This is a genomic window from Paraburkholderia sp. PGU19, from assembly GCF_013426915.1.
GTDB lineage: Bacteria > Pseudomonadota > Gammaproteobacteria > Burkholderiales > Burkholderiaceae > Paraburkholderia.
Genome location: NZ_AP023180.1, coordinates 1850364 through 1869747, shown reverse-complemented (window position 1 = coordinate 1869747; position 19384 = coordinate 1850364). Strand labels below are relative to the sequence as shown.

At 61.9% G+C, this 19384-nt stretch carries 18 protein-coding genes; 10 read left to right on the top strand and 8 right to left on the bottom strand.

What is annotated here, in order from left to right; genetic code table 11:
* Window positions 1-334 precede the first annotated feature (334 nt).
* Window positions 335-583, top strand: coding sequence for a hypothetical protein (locus H1204_RS25990; RefSeq protein ID WP_054932979.1), 249 nt, complete (start codon window positions 335-337; stop codon window positions 581-583).
* A 109-nt stretch (window positions 584-692) separates the two neighbouring features.
* Here the strand turns inward: H1204_RS25990 and cyoD are convergent, their stop codons facing one another.
* The 4 genes from cyoD to cyoA are packed head-to-tail and all read right to left on the bottom strand — an operon-like array spanning window position 693 to window position 4557.
* Complete coding sequence (gene cyoD, locus H1204_RS25985; RefSeq protein ID WP_035999922.1) at window positions 693-1037, bottom strand: cytochrome o ubiquinol oxidase subunit IV; 345 nt, start codon at window positions 1035-1037, stop codon at window positions 693-695.
* Window positions 1038-1646: a cytochrome o ubiquinol oxidase subunit III gene (gene cyoC / locus H1204_RS25980; RefSeq protein ID WP_180731389.1), complete on the bottom strand. Its 609-nt coding sequence runs from the start codon at window positions 1644-1646 to the stop codon at window positions 1038-1040.
* A complete protein-coding gene (gene cyoB, locus H1204_RS25975) occupies window positions 1646-3652 on the bottom strand; it encodes a cytochrome o ubiquinol oxidase subunit I (RefSeq protein ID WP_180731388.1) in 2007 nt (668 codons plus the stop codon). Before cyoB ends, cyoC begins: the two co-directional genes overlap by 1 nt.
* Window positions 3653-3654: 2 nt before the next feature.
* On the bottom strand, window positions 3655-4557 hold the full coding sequence (gene cyoA, locus H1204_RS25970; protein WP_180722818.1) for a ubiquinol oxidase subunit II: 903 nt from the start codon (window positions 4555-4557) through the stop codon (window positions 3655-3657).
* A 278-nt stretch (window positions 4558-4835) separates the two neighbouring features.
* On the opposite strand from cyoA, the gene H1204_RS25965 reads away from it, so the two are divergent.
* From H1204_RS25965 to H1204_RS25950, 4 genes are all read left to right on the top strand, one after another.
* Window positions 4836-5255 carry a DUF1810 domain-containing protein gene (locus H1204_RS25965; RefSeq protein ID WP_180731387.1) on the top strand — a complete coding sequence of 140 codons (420 nt, stop codon included), beginning with the start codon at window positions 4836-4838 and terminating at the stop codon, window positions 5253-5255.
* Window positions 5256-5393: 138 nt separating this feature from the next.
* On the top strand, window positions 5394-5846 hold the full coding sequence (locus H1204_RS25960) for a transcriptional repressor (protein WP_180731386.1): 453 nt from the start codon (window positions 5394-5396) through the stop codon (window positions 5844-5846).
* A gap of 83 nt (window positions 5847-5929) precedes the next feature.
* Window positions 5930-6592 carry a response regulator gene (locus tag H1204_RS25955; RefSeq protein WP_180731385.1) on the top strand — a complete coding sequence of 221 codons (663 nt, stop codon included), beginning with the start codon at window positions 5930-5932 and terminating at the stop codon, window positions 6590-6592.
* Window positions 6589-7923 (top strand): ATP-binding protein, encoded by a 1335-nt coding sequence (locus tag H1204_RS25950; protein ID WP_180731384.1) that lies wholly within the window; start codon window positions 6589-6591, stop codon window positions 7921-7923. Before H1204_RS25955 ends, H1204_RS25950 begins: the two co-directional genes overlap by 4 nt.
* A gap of 32 nt (window positions 7924-7955) precedes the next feature.
* Here the strand turns inward: H1204_RS25950 and H1204_RS25945 are convergent, their stop codons facing one another.
* Window positions 7956-9407 carry a heavy metal sensor histidine kinase gene (locus H1204_RS25945; protein WP_180731383.1) on the bottom strand — a complete coding sequence of 484 codons (1452 nt, stop codon included), beginning with the start codon at window positions 9405-9407 and terminating at the stop codon, window positions 7956-7958.
* Complete coding sequence (locus H1204_RS25940; protein ID WP_180731382.1) at window positions 9407-10084, bottom strand: heavy metal response regulator transcription factor; 678 nt, start codon at window positions 10082-10084, stop codon at window positions 9407-9409. Before H1204_RS25940 ends, H1204_RS25945 begins: the two co-directional genes overlap by 1 nt.
* Window positions 10085-11164: 1080 nt before the next feature.
* Here H1204_RS25940 and H1204_RS25935 point away from each other — a divergent pair.
* On the top strand, window positions 11165-12757 hold the full coding sequence (locus tag H1204_RS25935; protein ID WP_180731381.1) for a TrkA C-terminal domain-containing protein: 1593 nt from the start codon (window positions 11165-11167) through the stop codon (window positions 12755-12757).
* Between the two features lie 288 nt (window positions 12758-13045).
* Window positions 13046-14983, top strand: coding sequence for an EAL domain-containing protein (locus H1204_RS25930; protein WP_180731380.1), 1938 nt, complete (start codon window positions 13046-13048; stop codon window positions 14981-14983).
* Between the two features lie 12 nt (window positions 14984-14995).
* On the opposite strand, the gene H1204_RS25925 is transcribed toward H1204_RS25930, so the two are convergent.
* Window positions 14996-15454, bottom strand: a complete 459-nt coding sequence (locus tag H1204_RS25925; RefSeq protein ID WP_180731379.1) for an Lrp/AsnC family transcriptional regulator — start codon at window positions 15452-15454, stop codon at window positions 14996-14998.
* A gap of 262 nt (window positions 15455-15716) precedes the next feature.
* Between H1204_RS25925 and H1204_RS25920 the strand changes: the two genes are divergently transcribed.
* Complete coding sequence (locus H1204_RS25920; RefSeq protein ID WP_180731378.1) at window positions 15717-16787, top strand: amino acid dehydrogenase; 1071 nt, start codon at window positions 15717-15719, stop codon at window positions 16785-16787.
* Here H1204_RS25920 and H1204_RS25915 read toward each other — a convergent pair.
* The gene (locus H1204_RS25915) at window positions 16784-17176 is read right to left on the bottom strand and encodes a hypothetical protein (protein WP_180731377.1); all 393 of its coding nucleotides are present in this window, start codon (window positions 17174-17176) and stop codon (window positions 16784-16786) included. The genes H1204_RS25920 and H1204_RS25915 overlap by 4 nt on opposite strands.
* A 540-nt stretch (window positions 17177-17716) precedes the next feature.
* Between H1204_RS25915 and H1204_RS25910 the strand changes: the two genes are divergently transcribed.
* Both H1204_RS25910 and ltnD read left to right on the top strand, forming a co-directional pair.
* Window positions 17717-18421, top strand: coding sequence for a FadR/GntR family transcriptional regulator (locus H1204_RS25910; protein WP_180731376.1), 705 nt, complete (start codon window positions 17717-17719; stop codon window positions 18419-18421).
* 65 nt (window positions 18422-18486) lie between these two features.
* Entirely contained in the window at window positions 18487-19377 is an 891-nt protein-coding gene (ltnD, locus tag H1204_RS25905; RefSeq protein ID WP_180731375.1) for an L-threonate dehydrogenase, read from the top strand.
* The last annotated feature ends 7 nt before the right edge of the window (window positions 19378-19384 follow it).

Here is a 19384-nt window from a genome sequence, read left to right as displayed (position 1 = left end):
TCAAAAAACCTTACATGGACATTTCGACGGACGGCCCCGAGGGGCGCGGGACGATGCGCAGCTTGCGCATGCGCGTAACCAAAACGCATGACGGTCAGGGTTAACGAGGATAACTCAAAATAATAATGTTGCGCTGCCACAAGTGTGTTTTTTATTTATTGCGAAAGTCAGCATTGACATTGATGGGTGGTCCTGCGCAGGCGAAGTGCGCTGCACAAAAAAGCATCACTGGAAGCGCTTCCACACGATTGGGCGCAATAGCTGCTTACAGGGGTTGCCCTAGATTTAAGCGTCCGTTGTTCGCTGTACGCTTAAGTCGCGAGGAGACGAACCCATGAGAAAAGTTTTCCACATCGCCGTTATCGCCGTCTTGGCCTACCTGGTTGCCGATCGGGCGCTGCTGCATGCGCAGGCGCGGGAGGCCAGCACGTTCGCTTGCGCGCAAGGTGCCGAACAGGTGAAGCTGGATGCGCTGGGCAGAGGGTTTGGCGACGCCGCCGCAAGCAGTCAGGGCGAAGCGTTCAGGTCGGGATGTCTGGTGACGGGACGTGGCCGCCCGATGGAGATGCTGGCGCGCAACTGATCAGCAGTTGATACGCTGATGAGGCGTAGATGAAGCAGGGCAGGGAAGCCGCGCCGGCCGCACGATACAGCATGTGCAACCGGCGCGAGGATGCGCGCTTAACGCAAGGTTAGCGCGACATCATGTTCATGCTGACGTTATGCATGACCCACAGCGTACCGCCGATCACGATAACAGCCGTCAGCACCGTGAACGCAAACGCGGTCACGTTCCAGCGCTGACCCGACGACGTGTTCATGTGCAGGAAGTACACCAGGTGCACGATGATCTGCACGAGGCCGAGGCCGGCGATCGCGTAGAGCGCCTGCGTGCCCGTTGCCCAGCCCGCCAGCACCACGCCGAATGCGGCTGCCGTCAGGATGACGGACAGCACGAACCCGATCATGTAGCTGCCGAAGCTGCCGTGGCTTTCGTCACCGTGCGCCGAATGTGATGAGTGAGAATGGCTGCTCATTTAGATCACGCTCGCAAGATAGACAAACGAAAAAACACCGATCCACACGATGTCCAGGAAGTGCCAGAAGAGGCTCAGGCACGTCAGACGGCGCAGTTCGCGTTCGCCCAGCGCGGGCGCGCGCACGACCTGAACCATCATCACCAGCATCCACACCAGACCCGACGTGACGTGCAGGCCGTGCGTGCCGACCAGCGTGAAGAACGCCGACAGGAACGCGCTGCGGTCAGGACCCGCGCCTTCCGCGATCAGATGCGAGAACTCGCGGATTTCCAGCACGACGAACGACGCGCCCAACACGAACGTCACGGCCAGCCAGAACAACGTGGTGCTCTTGTTGTTCTTGTGCGCGCCGAGCATCGCGAAACCGTACGTGATACTCGAGAACAGCAGGATCGCCGTTTCGATTGCCACGCCCTGGATCTCGAACAGATCCTTGCCGCTCGGACCGCCCGCGAACTGATGGCTCATCACCGCAAACGTCGCGAACAGCGCCGCGAACAGAATGCAGTCGGTCATCAGATACAGCCAGAAGCCGAACACCGAATTGGACGGTGCGTGTTCCGCGTCGTGGTGATGCGGGTCCGCAACAATAGCTTTTTGTAGCATCAGGCAATCTCCTCAGCTTCGGGCAGTTGCTTGGCGATCGCCGCGCCCGAACCAGCGCCGTTACGTTCTTCCATCAGTCGAACGGTTTCGGCCGGGATGTAGTAGTCGGTGTCGTTATCGAAGCTGCGTGCGATCCACGTACCGATCGCGCCGATAAAGGCCGCGATAGCCAGCCACCAGATGTGCCACGTCAACGCGAAGCCCAGCGCCAGGCTGAACACGCCGATGAAGAAGCCAGCGCTCGTGTTCGACGGCATGTGAATGTCGCGGTACACGGGCTTTTCAACATTGCCGCGTGCCTTCATGTCGTGGAATGCATCCAGCTCATGCACCACAGGCACGGTCGCGAAGTTGTAGATCTGCGGCGGCGAGGTCGTTGCCCATTCGAGCGTACGGCCATTCCACGGGTCGCCCGTCAGATCGCGGTTTTCCGGCTTGTTGCGATCGCGGATCGACACGACGATCTGCAGCAGCTGGCAGCCGATACCGATGGCGACCAGCACAGCGCCGAGTTCGGCGACGAGCAGCCACGGATGCCATGCCGGGTTGTCGTAGTGGTTCAGACGGCGCGTCATGCCCATGAAGCCGAGCACGTACAGCGGCGTGAACGCAACCCAGAAGCCGATCTGCCAGAACCAGAACGCTGCCTTGCCGAGCTTCTCGTTCAGCTTGAAGCCGAAGGCCTTCGGGAACCAGTAGTTCATGCCAGCGAGGTAGCCGAACAGCACGCCGCCGATGATCACGTTGTGGAAGTGAGCAATCAGGAACAGCGAGTTGTGCAGCACGAAGTCCGCGCCGGGAATCGCCATCATCACGCCCGTCATACCGCCGATCGTGAACGTGACCATGAAGCCAAGCGTCCACAGCACAGGCGTCGTGAACTCGATGCGGCCCTTGTACATCGTGAACAGCCAGTTGAACACCTTCACGCCCGTCGGGACCGCGATGATCATCGTCGCAATGCCGAAGAACGCGTTGACGTCGGCGCCCGAACCCATCGTGAAGAAGTGGTGCAGCCACACGAGGAACGACAGCACCATGATCGCGCAGGTCGCGTAGACCATCGTCTTGTAGCCGAACAGCGGCTTGCGCGCGAACGTCGAGATGACTTCCGAGAAGATACCGAACGCAGGCAGGATCAGGATGTAGACCTCAGGGTGGCCCCATGCCCAGATCAGGTTCAGGTACAGCATCGCGTTGCCGCCGGCATCGTTCGTGAAGAAGTGCATGCCGAGGTAACGGTCCAGGCCGAGCAGCGCGAGCGTGACGGTCAGGATCGGGAACGCCGCCATGATCAGCACGTTCGTGCAAAGGGCAGTCCACGTGAACACGGGCATCTTCATCAGCGTCATGCCAGGCGCGCGCATCTTGATGATCGTGACGAAGAAGTTCACGCCCGTCAGCAAGGTGCCGATACCCGAGAGCTGCAGCGACCACAGGTAGTAGTCGACGCCGACGCCCGGGCTGAACTGCAGCTCCGACAGCGGCGGATACGCGAGCCAGCCCGTTTGCGCGAATTCGCCGACCAGCAGCGAGATGTTAATCAGGATCGCGCTGATCGCCGTCATCCAGAACGACAGCGAGTTCAGGAACGGGAACGCGACGTCGCGTGCGCCGATCTGCAGCGGCACGACCAGGTTCATCAGGCCGACCATGAAGGCCATCGCCATGAAGAAGATCATGATGACGCCGTGCGCCGTGAAGATCTGATCGTAGTGGTGCGGCGGCAGATAGCCGGGCGCGTGATACGCGAGCGCGAGCTGCGTACGCATCATGATCGCGTCGGCGAAGCCGCGCAGCAGCATGATCATGGCCACGACGATGTACATCACGCCGAGCTTCTTGTGGTCGACCGACGTGAGCCACTCGGTCCACAGGTAACGCCACTTGCCGAAATACGTGATCGCGCCGAGCACAGCCAGCGCGCCGAAAATCATCCCGATACCGGCGACGACGATGATCGGCTCGTGATACGGAATGTCCGCCAGGGTTAATTTACCGAACATGCTTACCCCTTGGTCCCGTTAGGTGCACAGTTCACGTCCTTCATGTTGTCGATGACGTGACCGTTGTTGTAGCGGGCAACAATGTTGTTGAAGAGCTTGGGATCGACCGACGAGAAGTACGACACAGACGCCTTCTCTTCCGGCTTCGCCACTGCGTAGTAGCGGTCCATCGAGAGGTGATCCGTCGATGCGCGTGCTTTCGCGACCCATGCGTCGAAGTCTTGTTGCGACTCAGCGAGCGTGCGGAACTTCATATCCGAGAAGCCCTTGCCGCTGAAGTTGGCCGAGGTGCCGGCGTAATCGCCCGGTTCTTCAGCCAGCAGATGCAGACGCGTCTGCATGCCTGCCATCGCGTAGATCTGGCCGCCCAGTTGCGGGATGAAGAACGAGTTCATCACCGTGTCCGACGTGATGCGGAAATTCACCGGGGTGCCCACGGGAATCGCCAGCTGGTTCACGGAAGCAATGCCGAGATCCGGATAGATGAACAGCCACTTCCAGTCGAGCGCGACGACTTCGACGTTGATCGGCTTCACGTTCGATTCGAGCGGCTTGTACGGGTCGAGCTCATGCGTGCTCTTCCACGTCAGGACGGCGAGGAACAGAATGATCAACGCGGGGATCGTCCAGACGGCGACTTCGATTGCCGTCGAATGCGACCAGTTCGGACGGTATTCGGCGGACTTGTTCGATGCGCGATAGCGCCATGCGAACAGCAGCGTCAGGAAGATGACAGGAACCACGACGATCAGCATCGCCCACGTCGAGGTCGCGATCAGCGACTTCTCGGCGGCACCGATGGGACCTTTCGGCGCGAGCAGATCAAGGTTGTTGCACCCCGAAAGCAGGAGGGCTGGGGCAATTGAGACGAGACCGGCTAGCCGGCCCGCGATTTTTTTCGTCATCGCGGCCCTCTACAAAAACAAACGAACGAACGCATGCATTTCCTTGCTCCTTTTATAAGCGCTCGCATAATACGAAAGACACGTGTTGCAGTACAGCACTTTGATGCGAACGAACTATTGCGCGATGAGAGGTGAGACATAGTGTCGCAATGCCGCATCGCAGCCCCGTTTGCGGCGTACTGACGGCCGGAAGGACTGATTTGAAAGGTTTTCGTAGGTAACTGGCGGGCATGCCGGATGCATTTGCTGCGGCACGCAATAGAACTGCGGAGGACGGGATGGACGATAAATTCGACCTTCGACGCTTCGTCGATGCTCAGGCACCTATTTATGGGCAGGCGCTAGCGGAATTGCGCAACGGACGCAAGCAAAGCCACTGGATGTGGTACGTGTTTCCCCAGTTTCAGGGCCTCGGAACGAGTCAAATGGCACAAAAATTTGCCATTGACTCACTACCCGAGGCTGTCGCGTATTTGCAACATCCGGTGCTCGGTCCCCGTTTAAAGGAGATCACGCAGGCCGTCAACGAAGTCGAGGGCCGGTCTATCGAGACCATCTTCGGCTACCCGGATTACCTGAAGTTCCACTCGTCGATGACGCTGTTTTCAAAAGCCGCGCCCGATGAGCCGGTGTTCACCGATGCGCTTGCCAGATACTTCGGCGGCAAGCCGGACGAGCAGACGCTGGAACTGCTCTGAGCACCGCACGCAAAGCGCGCCGCGACGCGCGCTGCGTGCGCTCCACTGACCCCGATAAGCGATTCTTAAGGATCGCGCGCCCAGAATGGCGCGTTGCGAAGCCCGACAGAGGCTTTGCGCAACAAGACGGGGCTCCACATGATTGCGATCTACGCTGCGCTAAAAGCGGCCGGCCTGCGCCCGACGACGAGCCGGGCCTCCGTACTGAGGCTTTTCCACGAGCTTCCGCACGAGCACTTCACCGCCGATCAGGTGTACCGCAAGCTGTCGCGCGAGCCAGAGCCTTGCAGCCTGGCGAGCGTCTACCGTGCGCTCTCGCAGTTGCATGAGGCGGACCTCATCTCGAGCGCCACATTGGGCGATGCGCGCATCATCTACGAACTCAATCGCGGGCAGCGCCACTATCATCTCGTCTGCAACCGCTGCGGCCGCATTCAGGACGCGTACGATCCGGGCCTCGAACAGCAGCAGGCAAAGATCGCCGCCGATCAGCACTTTCAATACATCACGTCGAGTCTGGTGATCTTCGGCCGATGCGAAGCCTGCGAGGGCCTGCCAGCGATACCCAGGCGTGTCGGTGCGAGCGGATGAATGCTTTCCTGGTGAAGAAGCGCTCAAGGGCGCGCTAAGCTACGGGTTCGGAGTATGGAGGCGATCGACGGAGAGGATGCGCGATGCGTTTGCTGCTGGTGGAAGATGACGAAATGATTGGCGAGCCCGTCGTGGATACGATGCGCGGCGCGGGCTATGCCATCGATTGGGCGCACGACGGGCGCGAAGCCGAGCTGTCGCTGGCCCACGACGTCTACGATCTGGTGCTGCTCGATCTCGGCCTGCCGAAGGCAGATGGCATCGAGGTGCTCAACCGCTACCGGCGGAGCGGCGGTAGCGCGCCCGTGATGATTCTCACCGCGCGCGACGCTGTCGAGAACCGCATTGCGGGGCTCGACGCGGGTGCCGACGACTATCTCGTTAAACCCTTCGATCTCGACGAACTCGCGGCGCGCGTGCGGGCGCTGCTGCGCCGGCGCACGGGGCATGCCCATCCCGAGTACGCGTACGGCGATCTGACCTTGAACCCGGCCGCACACGAAGCGACACTGAAGGGCGAATTGCTGTCGCTCGTGCCGCGCGAATTCAGCCTGCTGCAGGCGCTGATCGAAGAGCCGACGCGCGTCTTCACGCGCTCCGAACTCGAAGACAAGCTGTACGGCTGGGGCGAGGAAGTGGGCAGCAATACGATCGAAGTCCATGTGCATAGCCTGCGGCGCAAGATCGGCGCCGATCAGATCGTGACGGTGCGGGGCGTCGGGTATCGGCTCAAGCGCGCCGTATGACGTCGATCCGGCGCTGGTTGCTCGGCTGGCTGATCGCCGGCCTTGCGCTCGCGGCGTTGAGCGCGGCGTACGGCATCTTCTTTACGGCGCGGATCGAAGCGACCGAACTGTTCGACTACGAATTGCGCACGGTGGCGCTCTCCGTGCCGGCGACGATCGGCAGCAGCAACGCGCTCGCGCAGCGCACGCCGGATTTCGCGGGTCTTGCCGACGATCGCCTGTTCATCGAAGTGTGGGACGACGCGGGCCAGAGCGTGTACAAGTCGCTCGAAGGCCTCGACGTGCCACGCTATCCGCCGGGCCTGCGCACCATCGAGCGCGATGAGTATCACTGGCGGGTCTTCGGCGTGCAGGAAGGCGACCGTTTCGTGCAGGTCGCGCAACCCGTGTCCGTGCGCGAAGATCTCGCGCGGCATCTCGCATTGCGCACGCTATGGCCGCTCGCGTTGTTCCTTCCTGTCATCGTGCTGATCGTGCTGTTCGTGGTCGGCCGCGGTCTTGCGCCGATCGGGAGCATCTCGCGCGCGCTCACGACGCGTTCGTTCGATTCGCTCGAACCGTTACGCCTGGACGGACGCATGCCCGTCGAACTGAAGCCGCTCGTCGATGCGCTCAATGATCTGCTGCATCGCCTGAACGTCGCGTCGCAATCGCAACGGACCTTTGTCGGCGATGCGGCGCACGAACTGCGCTCGCCGCTGGCCGCATTGAAGCTGCAATTGCAGGCGGCGGAGCGCGATGGCTCGCTGGTCGGCAGCAAACAGACTTTCGAGCGCATCGAAGGGCGCCTGAACCGGCTGATCCATCTCGTGCATCAACTGCTGACGATGGCGCGCGAAGACGCGCAACGCGGCGCGCATTTCGAACCGGTGAGCCTGCGCCGGTTATGCGAGCGCGCCGTAGGCGACTTCTCGACGCTCGCCGAGGAGAGGCAGATCGACCTCGGCCTGGAGTTCAATCCTTCCCGCGATTCCGACGACGCCTACAAGGTCAGCGCCGAGCCCGCCGGTATCGAGGTGCTGCTCAACAATCTGATCGACAACGCAATCCGCTATACGCCGCGCGGCGGCAAGGTGGATGTGATCCTGAAGCGCACCGGCGACGGGATTGGCCTATGCGTGTCGGACAGCGGGCCCGGCATTCCGGACGCTGAGCGCGAACGCGTGTTCGACCGCTTCTATCGCAGCGCGGGCAACAAGGAACATGGCAGCGGGCTGGGTCTTGCGATTGCGCTGAAAATCGCGCAACGCCATCAGGCGATGTTGAGCATCGACAACAACGAAGGCAGTCCGGGACTTCGCGTCACGCTGTCGGGACTGCGGGCGCAATAGCGGCTGAATAGCGGCCGGGTTGGCTCGCGCACTCAACGAAACGTCAGCACGAAGCGCGTGCTGCGCGCGTCGCTTTCCGCATGCACGGTGCCGCCGTGCAGCTCCATGATCGTGCGCACGATCGCGAGGCCCAGCCCCGTCGATCCCGGCGACCCTTGCGGCGAACCGGACGAAGGCAACGAACTGCGCGACGGATCGACGCGATAGAAGCGGTCGAAAATCCGTTCGAGATGTTCGGGCGCAATCGGCTGGCCTTCGTTCGAAACCGTGACGCGCACGCCGCCGTCGATCTCATGCGCGTCGAGCACGATCTCCTTGTCGCGCGGCGTATAGCGCAGCGCGTTCGCGAGCAGGTTGCCGATGGCGCGGCGGAAGAGTTCGAGATCGGCGGTGAGCATCGCGGCACCTGTCACGCGCACGCGCACGCCGGCATCTTCCGCGACGCCTTCGAAATACTCGCCGATGCGCGTCAATTCCTGCACGGCATCGAACACGCGCATATGCTTGACGAACTGCGGATGCTCCGCGCGCGCAAGAAACAGCACGTTCTCGATCATGCGCGACAGACGTTCGCATTCTTCGAGGTTCGATGCGAGCAGCGCTTCGTATTCGTCGGGAGAGCGGGTGCGCGCGAGCGCCACTTCCGTCGCGCCGCGCATATTGCTGAGTGGCGTGCGCATGTCGTGCGCGAGATCGGCGGTGAAGCGCGACATCTGTTTGAAGCCGTGGTCCATGCGTTCGAGCATGGCGTTGAGCGTCGTCACCAGGGTTTCGAGTTCGCGCGGCACGCGTTTAACGGCAATGCGCGTATTCAGGCGGTTCACGGTGACTTGCGCGGCGCTCGCGGCGATATCGCGTACAGGGCGCATCGCCGCGCGAATCAGCAGATAACTGAGCACGGTGGTCAGCAGCACGCCGATGATGCCGTAGATCTTGAGCTGGTCGCGGTACTGATCGAGCAGTTCGTAGCGGTCGCTCAGGTTGCGCGCGATCAGGATGCTGACCATTTCACCGTCGCGCAAGGTCACGTCGGTGGCGACACCGCGAATCGGCGCGCCCGTGTTGTTGCGCCACGCGACGATGTCACCCTCCGTGATGCGCGCCGTTGGCGGCACGCGCTGAATGGAGCGGCCGGTGTCGAGAATCGAAGTGTCGCTGGCGGGCACGGGCACGCCGAGCGTGGTCGTCAGATTGTGCTCGATGGCGAGTTGCCCATTGGGATCGAACACTTCCATCGACATGCCCGGATTGCCCAGCACGATGCTCGTAATCCGGTCGCCATGCTCGCGAATGCCTTGCGATGCTTCGATCTCCTGCGCCAGACGCCGCGCGTGACGCGCGGCGAGCACGATGCTCATGTCGTCTTGTGAACTGATCTCCCGTTCGAGCGCGCGATACAGAAAGTTGCCGACCAGCACGAACACGGCGAGCGTCGTCGCGCCGAATGCGAGCGCGAGCGTGGTGGTGATCGAACGGCCGCGCATCAATCCGATTCCTTGATTTCCAGCACGTAACCGACACCGCGAACCGTGTGAATCAGCTTGACGGGGAAGTTGTCGTCGATCTTGCTGCGCAAGCGGCGAATCGCGACTTCGACGACGTTCGTGTCGCTGTCGAAGTTCATGTCCCACACGTACGACGCAATCTGCGTGCGGCTCAGCACTTCGCCGTGGCGGCGCGCGAGCAGTTGCAGCAGCGAGAACTCGCGCGGCGTGAGATCGATGCGCGTCGTGCCGCGCTTGACGCGGCGGCGGTTCACATCCATCTCCAGATCGCCGATGCGGATCAGCTCGCTTTCGCGGGGCGGCCCGCGACGTGCGAGCGTGCGTACGCGGGCTAGCAGTTCTACGAACGCGAAAGGCTTGACGAGGTAATCGTCGGCGCCGAGTTCGAGGCCGCGCACGCGGTCGTCGATGTCGTCGCGTGCGGTGAGAAAGAGCACGGGGGTGGTGCGCGTGGCGCGCAGCGTCTTCACGACGGTCCAGCCGTCCATCCAAGGCAGCATCACGTCGAGAATGATGACGTCGTAGTCTTCCTCCTGGGCGAGGATCAGGCCGTGCGAGCCGTCGTTCGCCACTTCGACCGAATAGCCGGACTCTTCCAGTCCCTTCTTCAGGTAGGCCGCTGTTTTCGGTTCGTCCTCGATGACCAGAATGCGCATCGTTCTGCTCCGCTTTGCTGCCAGATTTTGATGTTTCAATCATACCGAGATGTGTGTGTCGACTGATTACATTTCGGTAATGTTCTGGTTTGCTTGTGTTTTCGCAGGCATCGCGTTTTGTTAGCGTGCTTCACGCGTCGCCCCTGTGCGGGGCGGCACCTACTTTTCTTTGCCGCCGCAAGGAGAAGTAGGCAAAAGAAAGCGGCTAACACCGCCAGTGCTAGTTCTTGCCTGAGGGCCCCCAAAGGTTCTTACGCCTCACACGGCAATCACGTGACTCATGCTCGTTGCCAGCGCTCTTGCAGTGCTCATTACCCGCTTCACGCGCCCGCGTCGCAGCACGCCGTGCCAGGTATTCCACGGCCGCCCAGGTGGCAAACTGTGTGTAGGCCGTAGAGACACAAAAGCCCCACTTTGGACCGATAGCGCACGCATACCACCATGTAAGAGCGCCAACCTACACGTCGCGACAACCTACACACAGTTTGCCACCTGGGCGGCACATACCATTCGCTGCCGCTAGCCCGTGCGCGGGTGCTTGAAGCGGGTGAGGCGCACAGGGAGAACGTTGGCAACGAACGTGAACTGTCGTGTTGCCGTGTGAAGTGTGGGACCGGTTGGGGGCCCTCAGGCAGGAAGAAATGTTGGCGGTGTGAGCCGCTTTCTTTTGCCTACTTTTCTTTGCGGCGGCAAAGAAAAGTAGGTGCCGCCCCGCACAGGGGCGACGCTTGAAGCACGTTAACAAATCGCGGATGCCAGCGCAGAGGCAAACACCGTCGCGCGGATGCCAGCGAAAACACAAACAAACCAGACCAAACCAACCACGCCACAAACCCAAACCCAAACCCAAACCTCAACGAGGCAAAAAAACCAAAACCCACTGCAAGAGCGAACACGCAAACCAGACCACGAATGTCCTCAGGCACTCGTTGCCTTGACCCGCCACGCGCCTGCACAGCGTCTATGATTGATCTGGCAATGCATAGGCGGATAGCGTCAGAGCGGCGCCCGCCCATTCCAATCGCATCATGCTCTTCCATTAGCTAACAGCAGGCGCCACCCACAACTTAGGGAGCGGATATGGATGCCGTCCGGACGTTGCTTGAATCGCAGCCGTTGCTCACCTTGTTTCTCACCGTCGCGCTGGGCTATGTGATCGGCGAGTTCAGCATCAAAGGCGTCGCGCTCGGCTCGGGCGCGGTGCTGTTCGTCGGACTGGCAATAGGCGGCTTTGCGCCGAAGTCCGCGCCGCCCGCGGTGCTCGGCACGCTGGGCCTGTTGCTGTTTCTCTATGGCATCGGCGTGCAGTACGGCGCACAGTTTTTCGCCGGACTATCGAGCGCCGATGGACTCAAGGCGAACGCAGCCGCCGTGCTCGGCGTGATCGGCGCGGGCTTCGTGTCGCTTGCGCTCGGGCCGCTATTCGGCGTGAAGCTCGATCAGGCGCTTGGCCTGTATGCGGGCGCGGGCACGAGCACGGCAAGCCTGCAGGCGGTGCTTGCCGTGCTGAAGGGCGAAGGTGCAGCCGTCGGCTATAGCGTTGCGTATCCGTTCGGCGTCGCCGGGCCGATCCTGTTTCTCTATCTGCTGAGCGTCGCGCTGGCGCGCAAGATCGCAGCGCCGCCCGCGCACATCATGGAGACGGCCGAGATCGCGCTGCGCAACCAGGCTTTCGTCGGCCTAACGTTTCCCGAACTGAAAGCGCGCCTGCCCGCGGGCCTCGGCATCGCAGCCGTGCGCCGCGCGCATCACAACCAGTTGCCCGCCGACGATTTCGTCATGCAAACCGACGACGTGCTGCTCGCGACTTCGATGGATGGCGACGAACTGCGCAAGGCCACCGAACTGCTCGGCGAATTGCACCCCGGGCGCATGACACGTTTCCGCGAAGACCTCGACTATCTGCGCGTGTTCGCGTCGAGCCGCACCGTGGTCGGCCATGCGCTGCGCGATATCCGCTATCCCGATGGCATGGTGTGCTCGATCGCGCACGTGCGTCGCGGCGACGCCGACATGCTGCCGAATCCCGATCTGATACTCGAGTTCGGCGACCGTGTCGGTCTGTTGATCGGTCCCGGTCAACGCGATGCCGTGCGCAAGCTGTTCGGCGATTCGATCAAGGGAACGGCGGAGTTGAGCTACATCTCGATCGGCATCGGTGCGGCGCTCGGCTTGCTGGTTGGCCTGATTCCGCTGCCGATACCGGGCGTCGGCAAGTTGTCGCTCGGGCTCGCCGCGCTGCTGCTGGTCGCGCTCTATCTCGGCAAGATCCGGCGCGTGGGTGGACTTGTCTGGACGATGCCGCTTTCGGCGAATCTCGTGCTGCGCAATTTCGGCCTCACTGTGTTTCTCGCGCAAGTCGGGCTGTCGTCGGGACCGAAGTTCTTTGCGACGATCGGTCTTACTGGCATCTCGTTCCTGCTGTACGGCGCGGTCATTCTGATTGCGCTCGTGTGCATCACGGCGGCGTGCTGCTTGTGGCTTTTTCGCCTGCCGTTCGACGCGACCGTCGGCGTGATCAGCGGCGCGACGGGTAACCCGGCGATCCTCGCGTTCGCGAACCGCATCGCGCCGACCGACCGGCCCGATATCGGCTACGCGATGATCTTTCCATCGATGACGATCGTGAAAATTCTGTTCGTCGAGATCGCGGCGGTGGTCATAGGCGGATGAAAGGTTCTGCGCTATCAACACGCATTGATCTGACGAATGCCTTGCGAAAAAAGGGCGTTTCGCGAGCATTACGCGTGTGTGTTGCGCAAGCGTGTGTGGCGCCGTCGAGACAGCGCGGCGCATCTCGCTGCTTTCTTTACTGGCGAACATAGTCGGTCTCGTATCATCAGGTTCGCCGCGAAACTGCCGTAAACATGCAGGAACGCGACAGCGCCACCGCCTCTCGCAGCCTGGACATACCCACAGGCGGCGCCCCCGGACTTGCCGACCCATTCACGCTGCCGAGCCATGATTCGCCCGCAGGACCTTGCTTCGTTTCGTACTGTTCCCGCCGTGAAGGCCGCGCTGTCACGCTCGCAGTTCGACGCGTTCTCGCGGCAATTGCCGCTGCTGTATGTGATTCTCGTGGTCAACAGCGTTGCCGTGGCCGCGACGCATGTCGCCGTTGCGCCGGCGTGGCTCTCCATCTGGGTGCCGCTCGCGATGTGCACGGCGTGCGCGATCCGGCTCGTCGTGTGGGTAAGGAGAAGAAAGCACCTCGCGTCGCTGACGGACGAACAGGTCGCATCGCGCCTGAAGACCACGATATGGCTGATCGCGCTGCTGGGTGTCATCTTCACCGGCTGGGGCTTGCTGCTGTTTCCGTATGGCGACCCGTACGCTCGGGCACATGTCGCGTTCTACATGTCGATCACAGTGATCGGCTGCATCTTCTGCCTGATGCACATGCGCAAGGCCGCGTTGCTGCTGACGGCGATTGTCATCGCGCCGTTCTCGCTGTTCTTTTCGTTGACGCATAACGCAGTGCTGGTCGCGATTGCGATCAACATGCTGCTCGTCGCCGTCGCGATGATCTTCATTCTGCTCACCTACTACCGCGACTTCGCGAACCTCGTTGGATCGAAGCATGCATTGCAGGCGAAGCAGGCCGAACTGCAGCGTCTGAGCGATGAAAACTCGCGCCTTGCCAATCTCGACATCCTCACAGGGTTGCCGAACCGCCGGCGCTTTCTGGCCGATCTCGACACGCTCTTTGAAACGGCGCAGGCAGGGCAGGCGCGGTTCGCTGTCGGCGTGATCGATCTCGACGGCTTCAAGCAGGTCAACGATTTATATGGCCACGGCGCAGGCGACCGCGTGCTCGAAGAAGTCGGCCGGCGGCTGCTCGACGTTGCGGGGCCGCAGATCCAGCTTGCGCGGCTCGGCGGCGACGAGTTCGGCCTGCTGGTGACGGACGTGCGCGAGCCACAGGACTTGCGCGACATCGGCGCGGCGATCTGCGAAACTTTGCGCGCGCCATACGCATGGCCTGGTGCGACTGCGCGGCTGTCGGGATCGCTCGGCTTTGCGATCTATCCCGATGCGGGCCGCTCGCCCGCGCAACTGTTCGAGCGCGCGGATTACGCGTTGTACTTCGCTAAGGAGCATCGCCGCGGCGGCACGACGATCTTCTCGGCGGAGCACGAAAAACAGATTCGCGAGCTTGGGCAAATTGAACAGGCGCTGCGGCATGCGGATCTCGACCGCGAAATGACGCTTCATTTCCAGCCTATCGTCGACACGGTGCGCGAGCATGTCGTGTCGTACGAGGCGCTGGCGCGATGGACCAGCCCGACGCTCGGCGATGTGCTGCCGGCGCTGTTCATCAAGGTCGCCGAGCGCAGCGATTTCATTCATACCGTGACGGCGGCGCTATTGCGCAAGGTGCTCGCGACGATGCGTGCGTGCGATCCGGCTGTGCGCGTCGCCTTCAATCTGTCGGCGCGCGATATCGGCTCGGTGGACGCGGTTGCGAACATCGTGGGCATCGTTCACGAGAGCGGCGTCGCGCCTGACCGCCTGACCTTCGAAGTGACGGAGACGGCCGTCATTCAGGATTTCGAGCAGGCGTTCGCTTCGCTCGATGCGTTCAAGCAGCTAGGTGTTCACATTTCGCTCGACGATTTCGGCACGGGCTATTCGAGCCTCACCTGCATTCACCGGCTGCCGCTGGACAAGATCAAGATCGACCGAGGCTTTCTGGACCGCATCGACGCCGATCCGGCGGCGCAGGACATCGTGCGCAGCATCGTGGATCTGTGCCGCACGCTTGAACTGACGTGTGTGGCCGAAGGCGTGCAGACGGAGGCGCAGGCGAGCGTGCTGCGCGGGCTTGGCTGCACGGTCATGCAGGGTTTCTACTTCGGCATGCCGATGCCGTTCGAAGAGCAGTCGTTTGCGGTCTGATGGCTGCAGCGCTCAAGGCTCGACGGACACCGAGCGCTTCAGGCAGCGCAGCGCGAAGAAAGAGCGGCTGTCCTGAAAGCCGGGCAGGCGATACAGCTTGCGCCGCAGAAACGACTCGTAGCCTTCCGTGCCCGCCACCGCGACCTTGATCAGATAGTCGTATTCCCCCGACACGAGAAATGCCTCGACCACTTCCGGCAGATCGGCGAGCGCTTCGCCGAAGCGGTCCAGCGTGCGCTCATCGTGCTTCGCGAGCTTCACTTCGATGATGACGGTATCCGGCAAGCCTAGCGTTTTCTGGTTGAGCAGCGCCGTATAGCCTTCGATCACACCCGCCTCTTCGAGTGCGCGCACGCGGTTCCAGCAAGGCGTCGCCGACAGGCCGACACGTTCGGCGAGCTTCGCGTTCGAAAGGCGTCCGTCGTTGCGCAGTTCGCGCAGGATGCGCTGATCAGTGGCGTCCAGTTTCATGCGGCCTCCGAGTCAAGACGATTCGTCTTCTTTAGTGGCATTTTGATGGTTGATTATTCTGCCACGAACCGGATTTTTACCGGATAAACAGCACAAATTTCCCAATTTGACCGAATACACTTTTGCCACCGGTTGACCTTGCCTTGCGCGGGTCCCGAGAACTTCGCTGCCTGCGTCCGCGACCCGGACGACGAGCGGCCAGCCGGCGCGAGGCGATCGCTTCGCGCGGACTCAACTGCCTGCCCACAAGGAAGGAACACTGATGGACCGACTGACGACGAACTTTGCCGGAACGCTTTTCGGGCTTCACGGCGAACCGGCCCACGAACGCATTGTCGTGGCCAGCGATGCCGAATCCGGCCTGCAAGCCGTGATCGCCGTGTACAGCACTGCGCGCGGCCCTGCGTTTGGTGGTTGCCGCTACTGGCAGTATGCCTCGGACTACGAGGCGTATCACGACGCGCTGCGTCTGTCACAGGGCATGGCGTTCAAGAACGCGCTCGCGGGACTGCCGTTCGGCGGCGGCAAGGCGGTGATCCTGAAGCGTCCGGAGCAGATGGATCGCGTGGCGCTGTTCAAGGCGTTCGGCAGGCTCGTGCAATCGCTCGGCGGCGTTTATCTGACGGCTGAAGACGTCGGCACGACGGCCGACGACATGCGCGCGGTGCAGAGCGAGACGCCGTATGTGAGCGGCATTCCGCGCGACAACGACGTGTATGGCGGGAATCCGTCGCCGCGCACCGCGTATGGTGTGTTCGTGGGCCTGAAGGCGGCGGTGCAGGTTGCGCTTGGGCGTGACACTTTGGAAGGCATTTCGGTTGCCGTGCAGGGTTTGGGTTCGGTCGGCTGGGATCTGTGCGAACGGCTGCATCGCGCGGGCGCGGAACTGATCGTGTCGGATATCGATGCAGGCAAGACCGGGCGCGCGCAGCAGATGTTTGGCGCGCAGATCGCTGATGCGGCGCGGATTGCATCCGTCAACGCTGATGTGTTTGCGCCTTGCGCGCTGGGTGGGTCGATTACCGAGGCTGTAGCGGCTGGTTGTCAGTTTAAGGTTATTGCTGGTGGCGCTAATAATCAGCTGATGTCGCTCGCTGAGGGTGATGTGCTGCATCAGCGTGGGATTTTTTATGCGCCGGATTTTCTCGTCAACGCGGGTGGGATTATTAGCTGCGTGCGGGAGTATCTCGGCTCCGCCGATAAGCAGGTCGTGCTGGATGAGGTTGCAATGATCGCGCCGCGGGTTTTTGAGCTTGCTGAGAGGGTTGAGGCAACTGGCGTTGCGCCGGCTCGTGCTGCTGTGGTTTGGGCTCGGGAAATGATGGCGAGTTAAGGTTTGGTTGTTGTCTGCGACGCTGTTTGGGTTTGCTTTTGCTTTTGCTTTTGGGTTTGCCTGTAACTGGCGTCGCTTTTGGATTTTTGTTTTTGCGCTGGCATCCGCGATGCGTTAGCGTGCTTCACGCGTCGCCCCTGTGCGGGGCGGCACCTACTTTTCTTTGCCGCCGCAAAGAAAAGTAGGCAAAAGAAAGCGGCTAACACCGCCAATTCTTCTTCCTGCCTGAGGGCCCCCAACCGGTCCCTCACTTCACACGGCAACCTGCTTGTTCCGCGTTCATTGCCAACGCTCCAAGCCAGCGCATCACCCGCTTCACGCACCCACGCTGCATCATGCCGTGCCAGATATTCCACCGCCGCCCAGGTGGCAAACTGTGTGTAGGCCATAGTACCCCACACGCCTCACTTCGGACCGATAGCGCAGGCGTTTCACCCTGTAAGAGCGCTAACGTGTACGTCGCGACAACCTACACACAGTTTGCCACCTGGGCGGCACAAACCATTCGCTGCCGCTAGCTCTTGTTCGGGTGCTTGAAGTGGGTGAGGCGGTCATTCAGCGCGTTGGCAACACACGCGAACAGGACGTTGCCGTGTGAAGCGCAAGACCGGTTGGGGGCCCTCAGGCAAATACAAGAACGGGCGGTGTGAGCCGCTTTCTTTTGCCTACTTTTCTTTGCGGCGGTGACAAAGAAAAGTAGGTGCCGCCCCGCACAGGGGCGACGCGTGAAGCACGCTAACGAAACGCGGATGCCAGCGCAAACACAAGCAAACCAAACCGGCCGCGCCAAGAAGACTGAACCGCGAATGCCAGCGCAAAGGCCAAAAAAACACCGACCGGCATCGCCCGCGCCCCTGAGGGTTTCCCCCCATACCCCCCGTCGCAGGCAAATTTGTATGATGACCCTATGACATGGCAAATCCACTGATATGTTCGAAAAAATCCCGAGCCGGGCGCTCAGCGACACCGTCGCTCAACAGCTGCTCGCGCAGATCGACAAAGGCACCTTCGCCCGCGGCGGCAAGCTGCCAACAGAAGCCGTGCTCTCGCAAGAATTCGGTGTAAGCCGCACAGTGATCCGAGAAGCGATCTCGCGCCTGAAGAACGAGGGCGTGGTCGAGCCCCGTCAGGGCAGTGGCGTCTATGTGTCAGCCCACGGCGCGATCCGCCCACTCCGAATCGACTACGCAGAAGCAATGGAAGGCGGCTCGGTACTGCACATCCTTGCAGTGCGCCGCGCAATCGAAGCCGAAGTCGCAGCAGAAGCTGCGATGCGCCGCACGGACGCCGACATGCTGGCCATCGACGCCGTCCTCAAAAAAATCGACGAAGCCGTCTCCGAGGGCCGCGACGGTGTCGCTGAAGACGTCGCGTTTCATCGCACGATCGCTACCGTGACGGGCAACCCGTATTTCCTGAAGACCCTCACGTTCCTCAACCAGTATCTCGAAGCCGGCACCGTCATCACGCGCCGCAACGAAGCGCTGCGCGAGGACTTCTCGCGTCAGGTGCGCGACGAGCACGCGGCAATCGTCGCCGCGATCCGTGCCGGTGATCCATTGGCCGCCCGCAACGCCGCGCAAACGCACATGTACAACGCCGCACGTCGCCTGGCCGAGGCCGGTATCTGCTGATCCACACACGTCTGCTCGCGACACGCGCGAGCCGTCGTCCGAAGCATTGTTCGTAGAGGAAAGGTATGTCCAGAAATGTCGGAGTGATCGGTCTTGGCGCGATGGGAATGGGCGTCGCGCGCTCGCTGCTGCGCGGCGGCTTCAATGTGCATGCGTGCGACGTGCGCCGCGAAGTGCTAGACCAGTTCGTCGCCGATGGCGGCAAGGCTTGCGCAAGTCCCGCTGAACTCGGCGCGCAATGCGACGTCGTCGTCACGCTCGTTGTCAACGCGGCGCAAACCGAAACCGTGCTGTTCGGCGAGCAGGGCGCCATTCGGGCGATGAAACCCGGCGGCGTCGTGATCGCCTGCGCAACCGTTGCGCCCGACTTCGCCATCGATCTCGGCCGCCGCGTCGAAGCGGCCGGCTTGCAGATGCTCGACGCACCTGTGTCGGGCGGCGCGGCGCGCGCGGCATCGGGCGAAATGACGATGATGACGTCCGGCCCCGCCGCCGTCTACGCCGCATGCGACGACGTGCTCGCCGCGATGGCGGGCAAGGTCTATCGCCTCGGCGATCAGCATGGCGCGGGATCGAAGGTGAAGATCATCAATCAGCTGCTCGCGGGGGTGCACATCGCCGCCGCCGCCGAAGCGATGGCGCTCGGTCTGCGTGAAGGCGTGGACCCCGACGCGCTCTACGACGTGATCACGCACAGCGCGGGCAACTCGTGGATGTTCGAGAACCGCGTGCCGCACATCCTCAACGGCGACTACACGCCGCTGTCGGCTGTCGATATCTTCGTCAAGGACTTGGGTCTCGTGCTCGATACCGCGCGCCGCTCGAAGTTTCCGCTGCCGTTGTCGGCGGCAGCGCATCAGATGTTCATGATGGCGTCAACGGCGGGACACGGCGGCGAAGACGATTCCGCCGTCATCAAGATTTTCCCCGGCATCGACGTGCCGCCGAAGCGCTAAGCGGAGC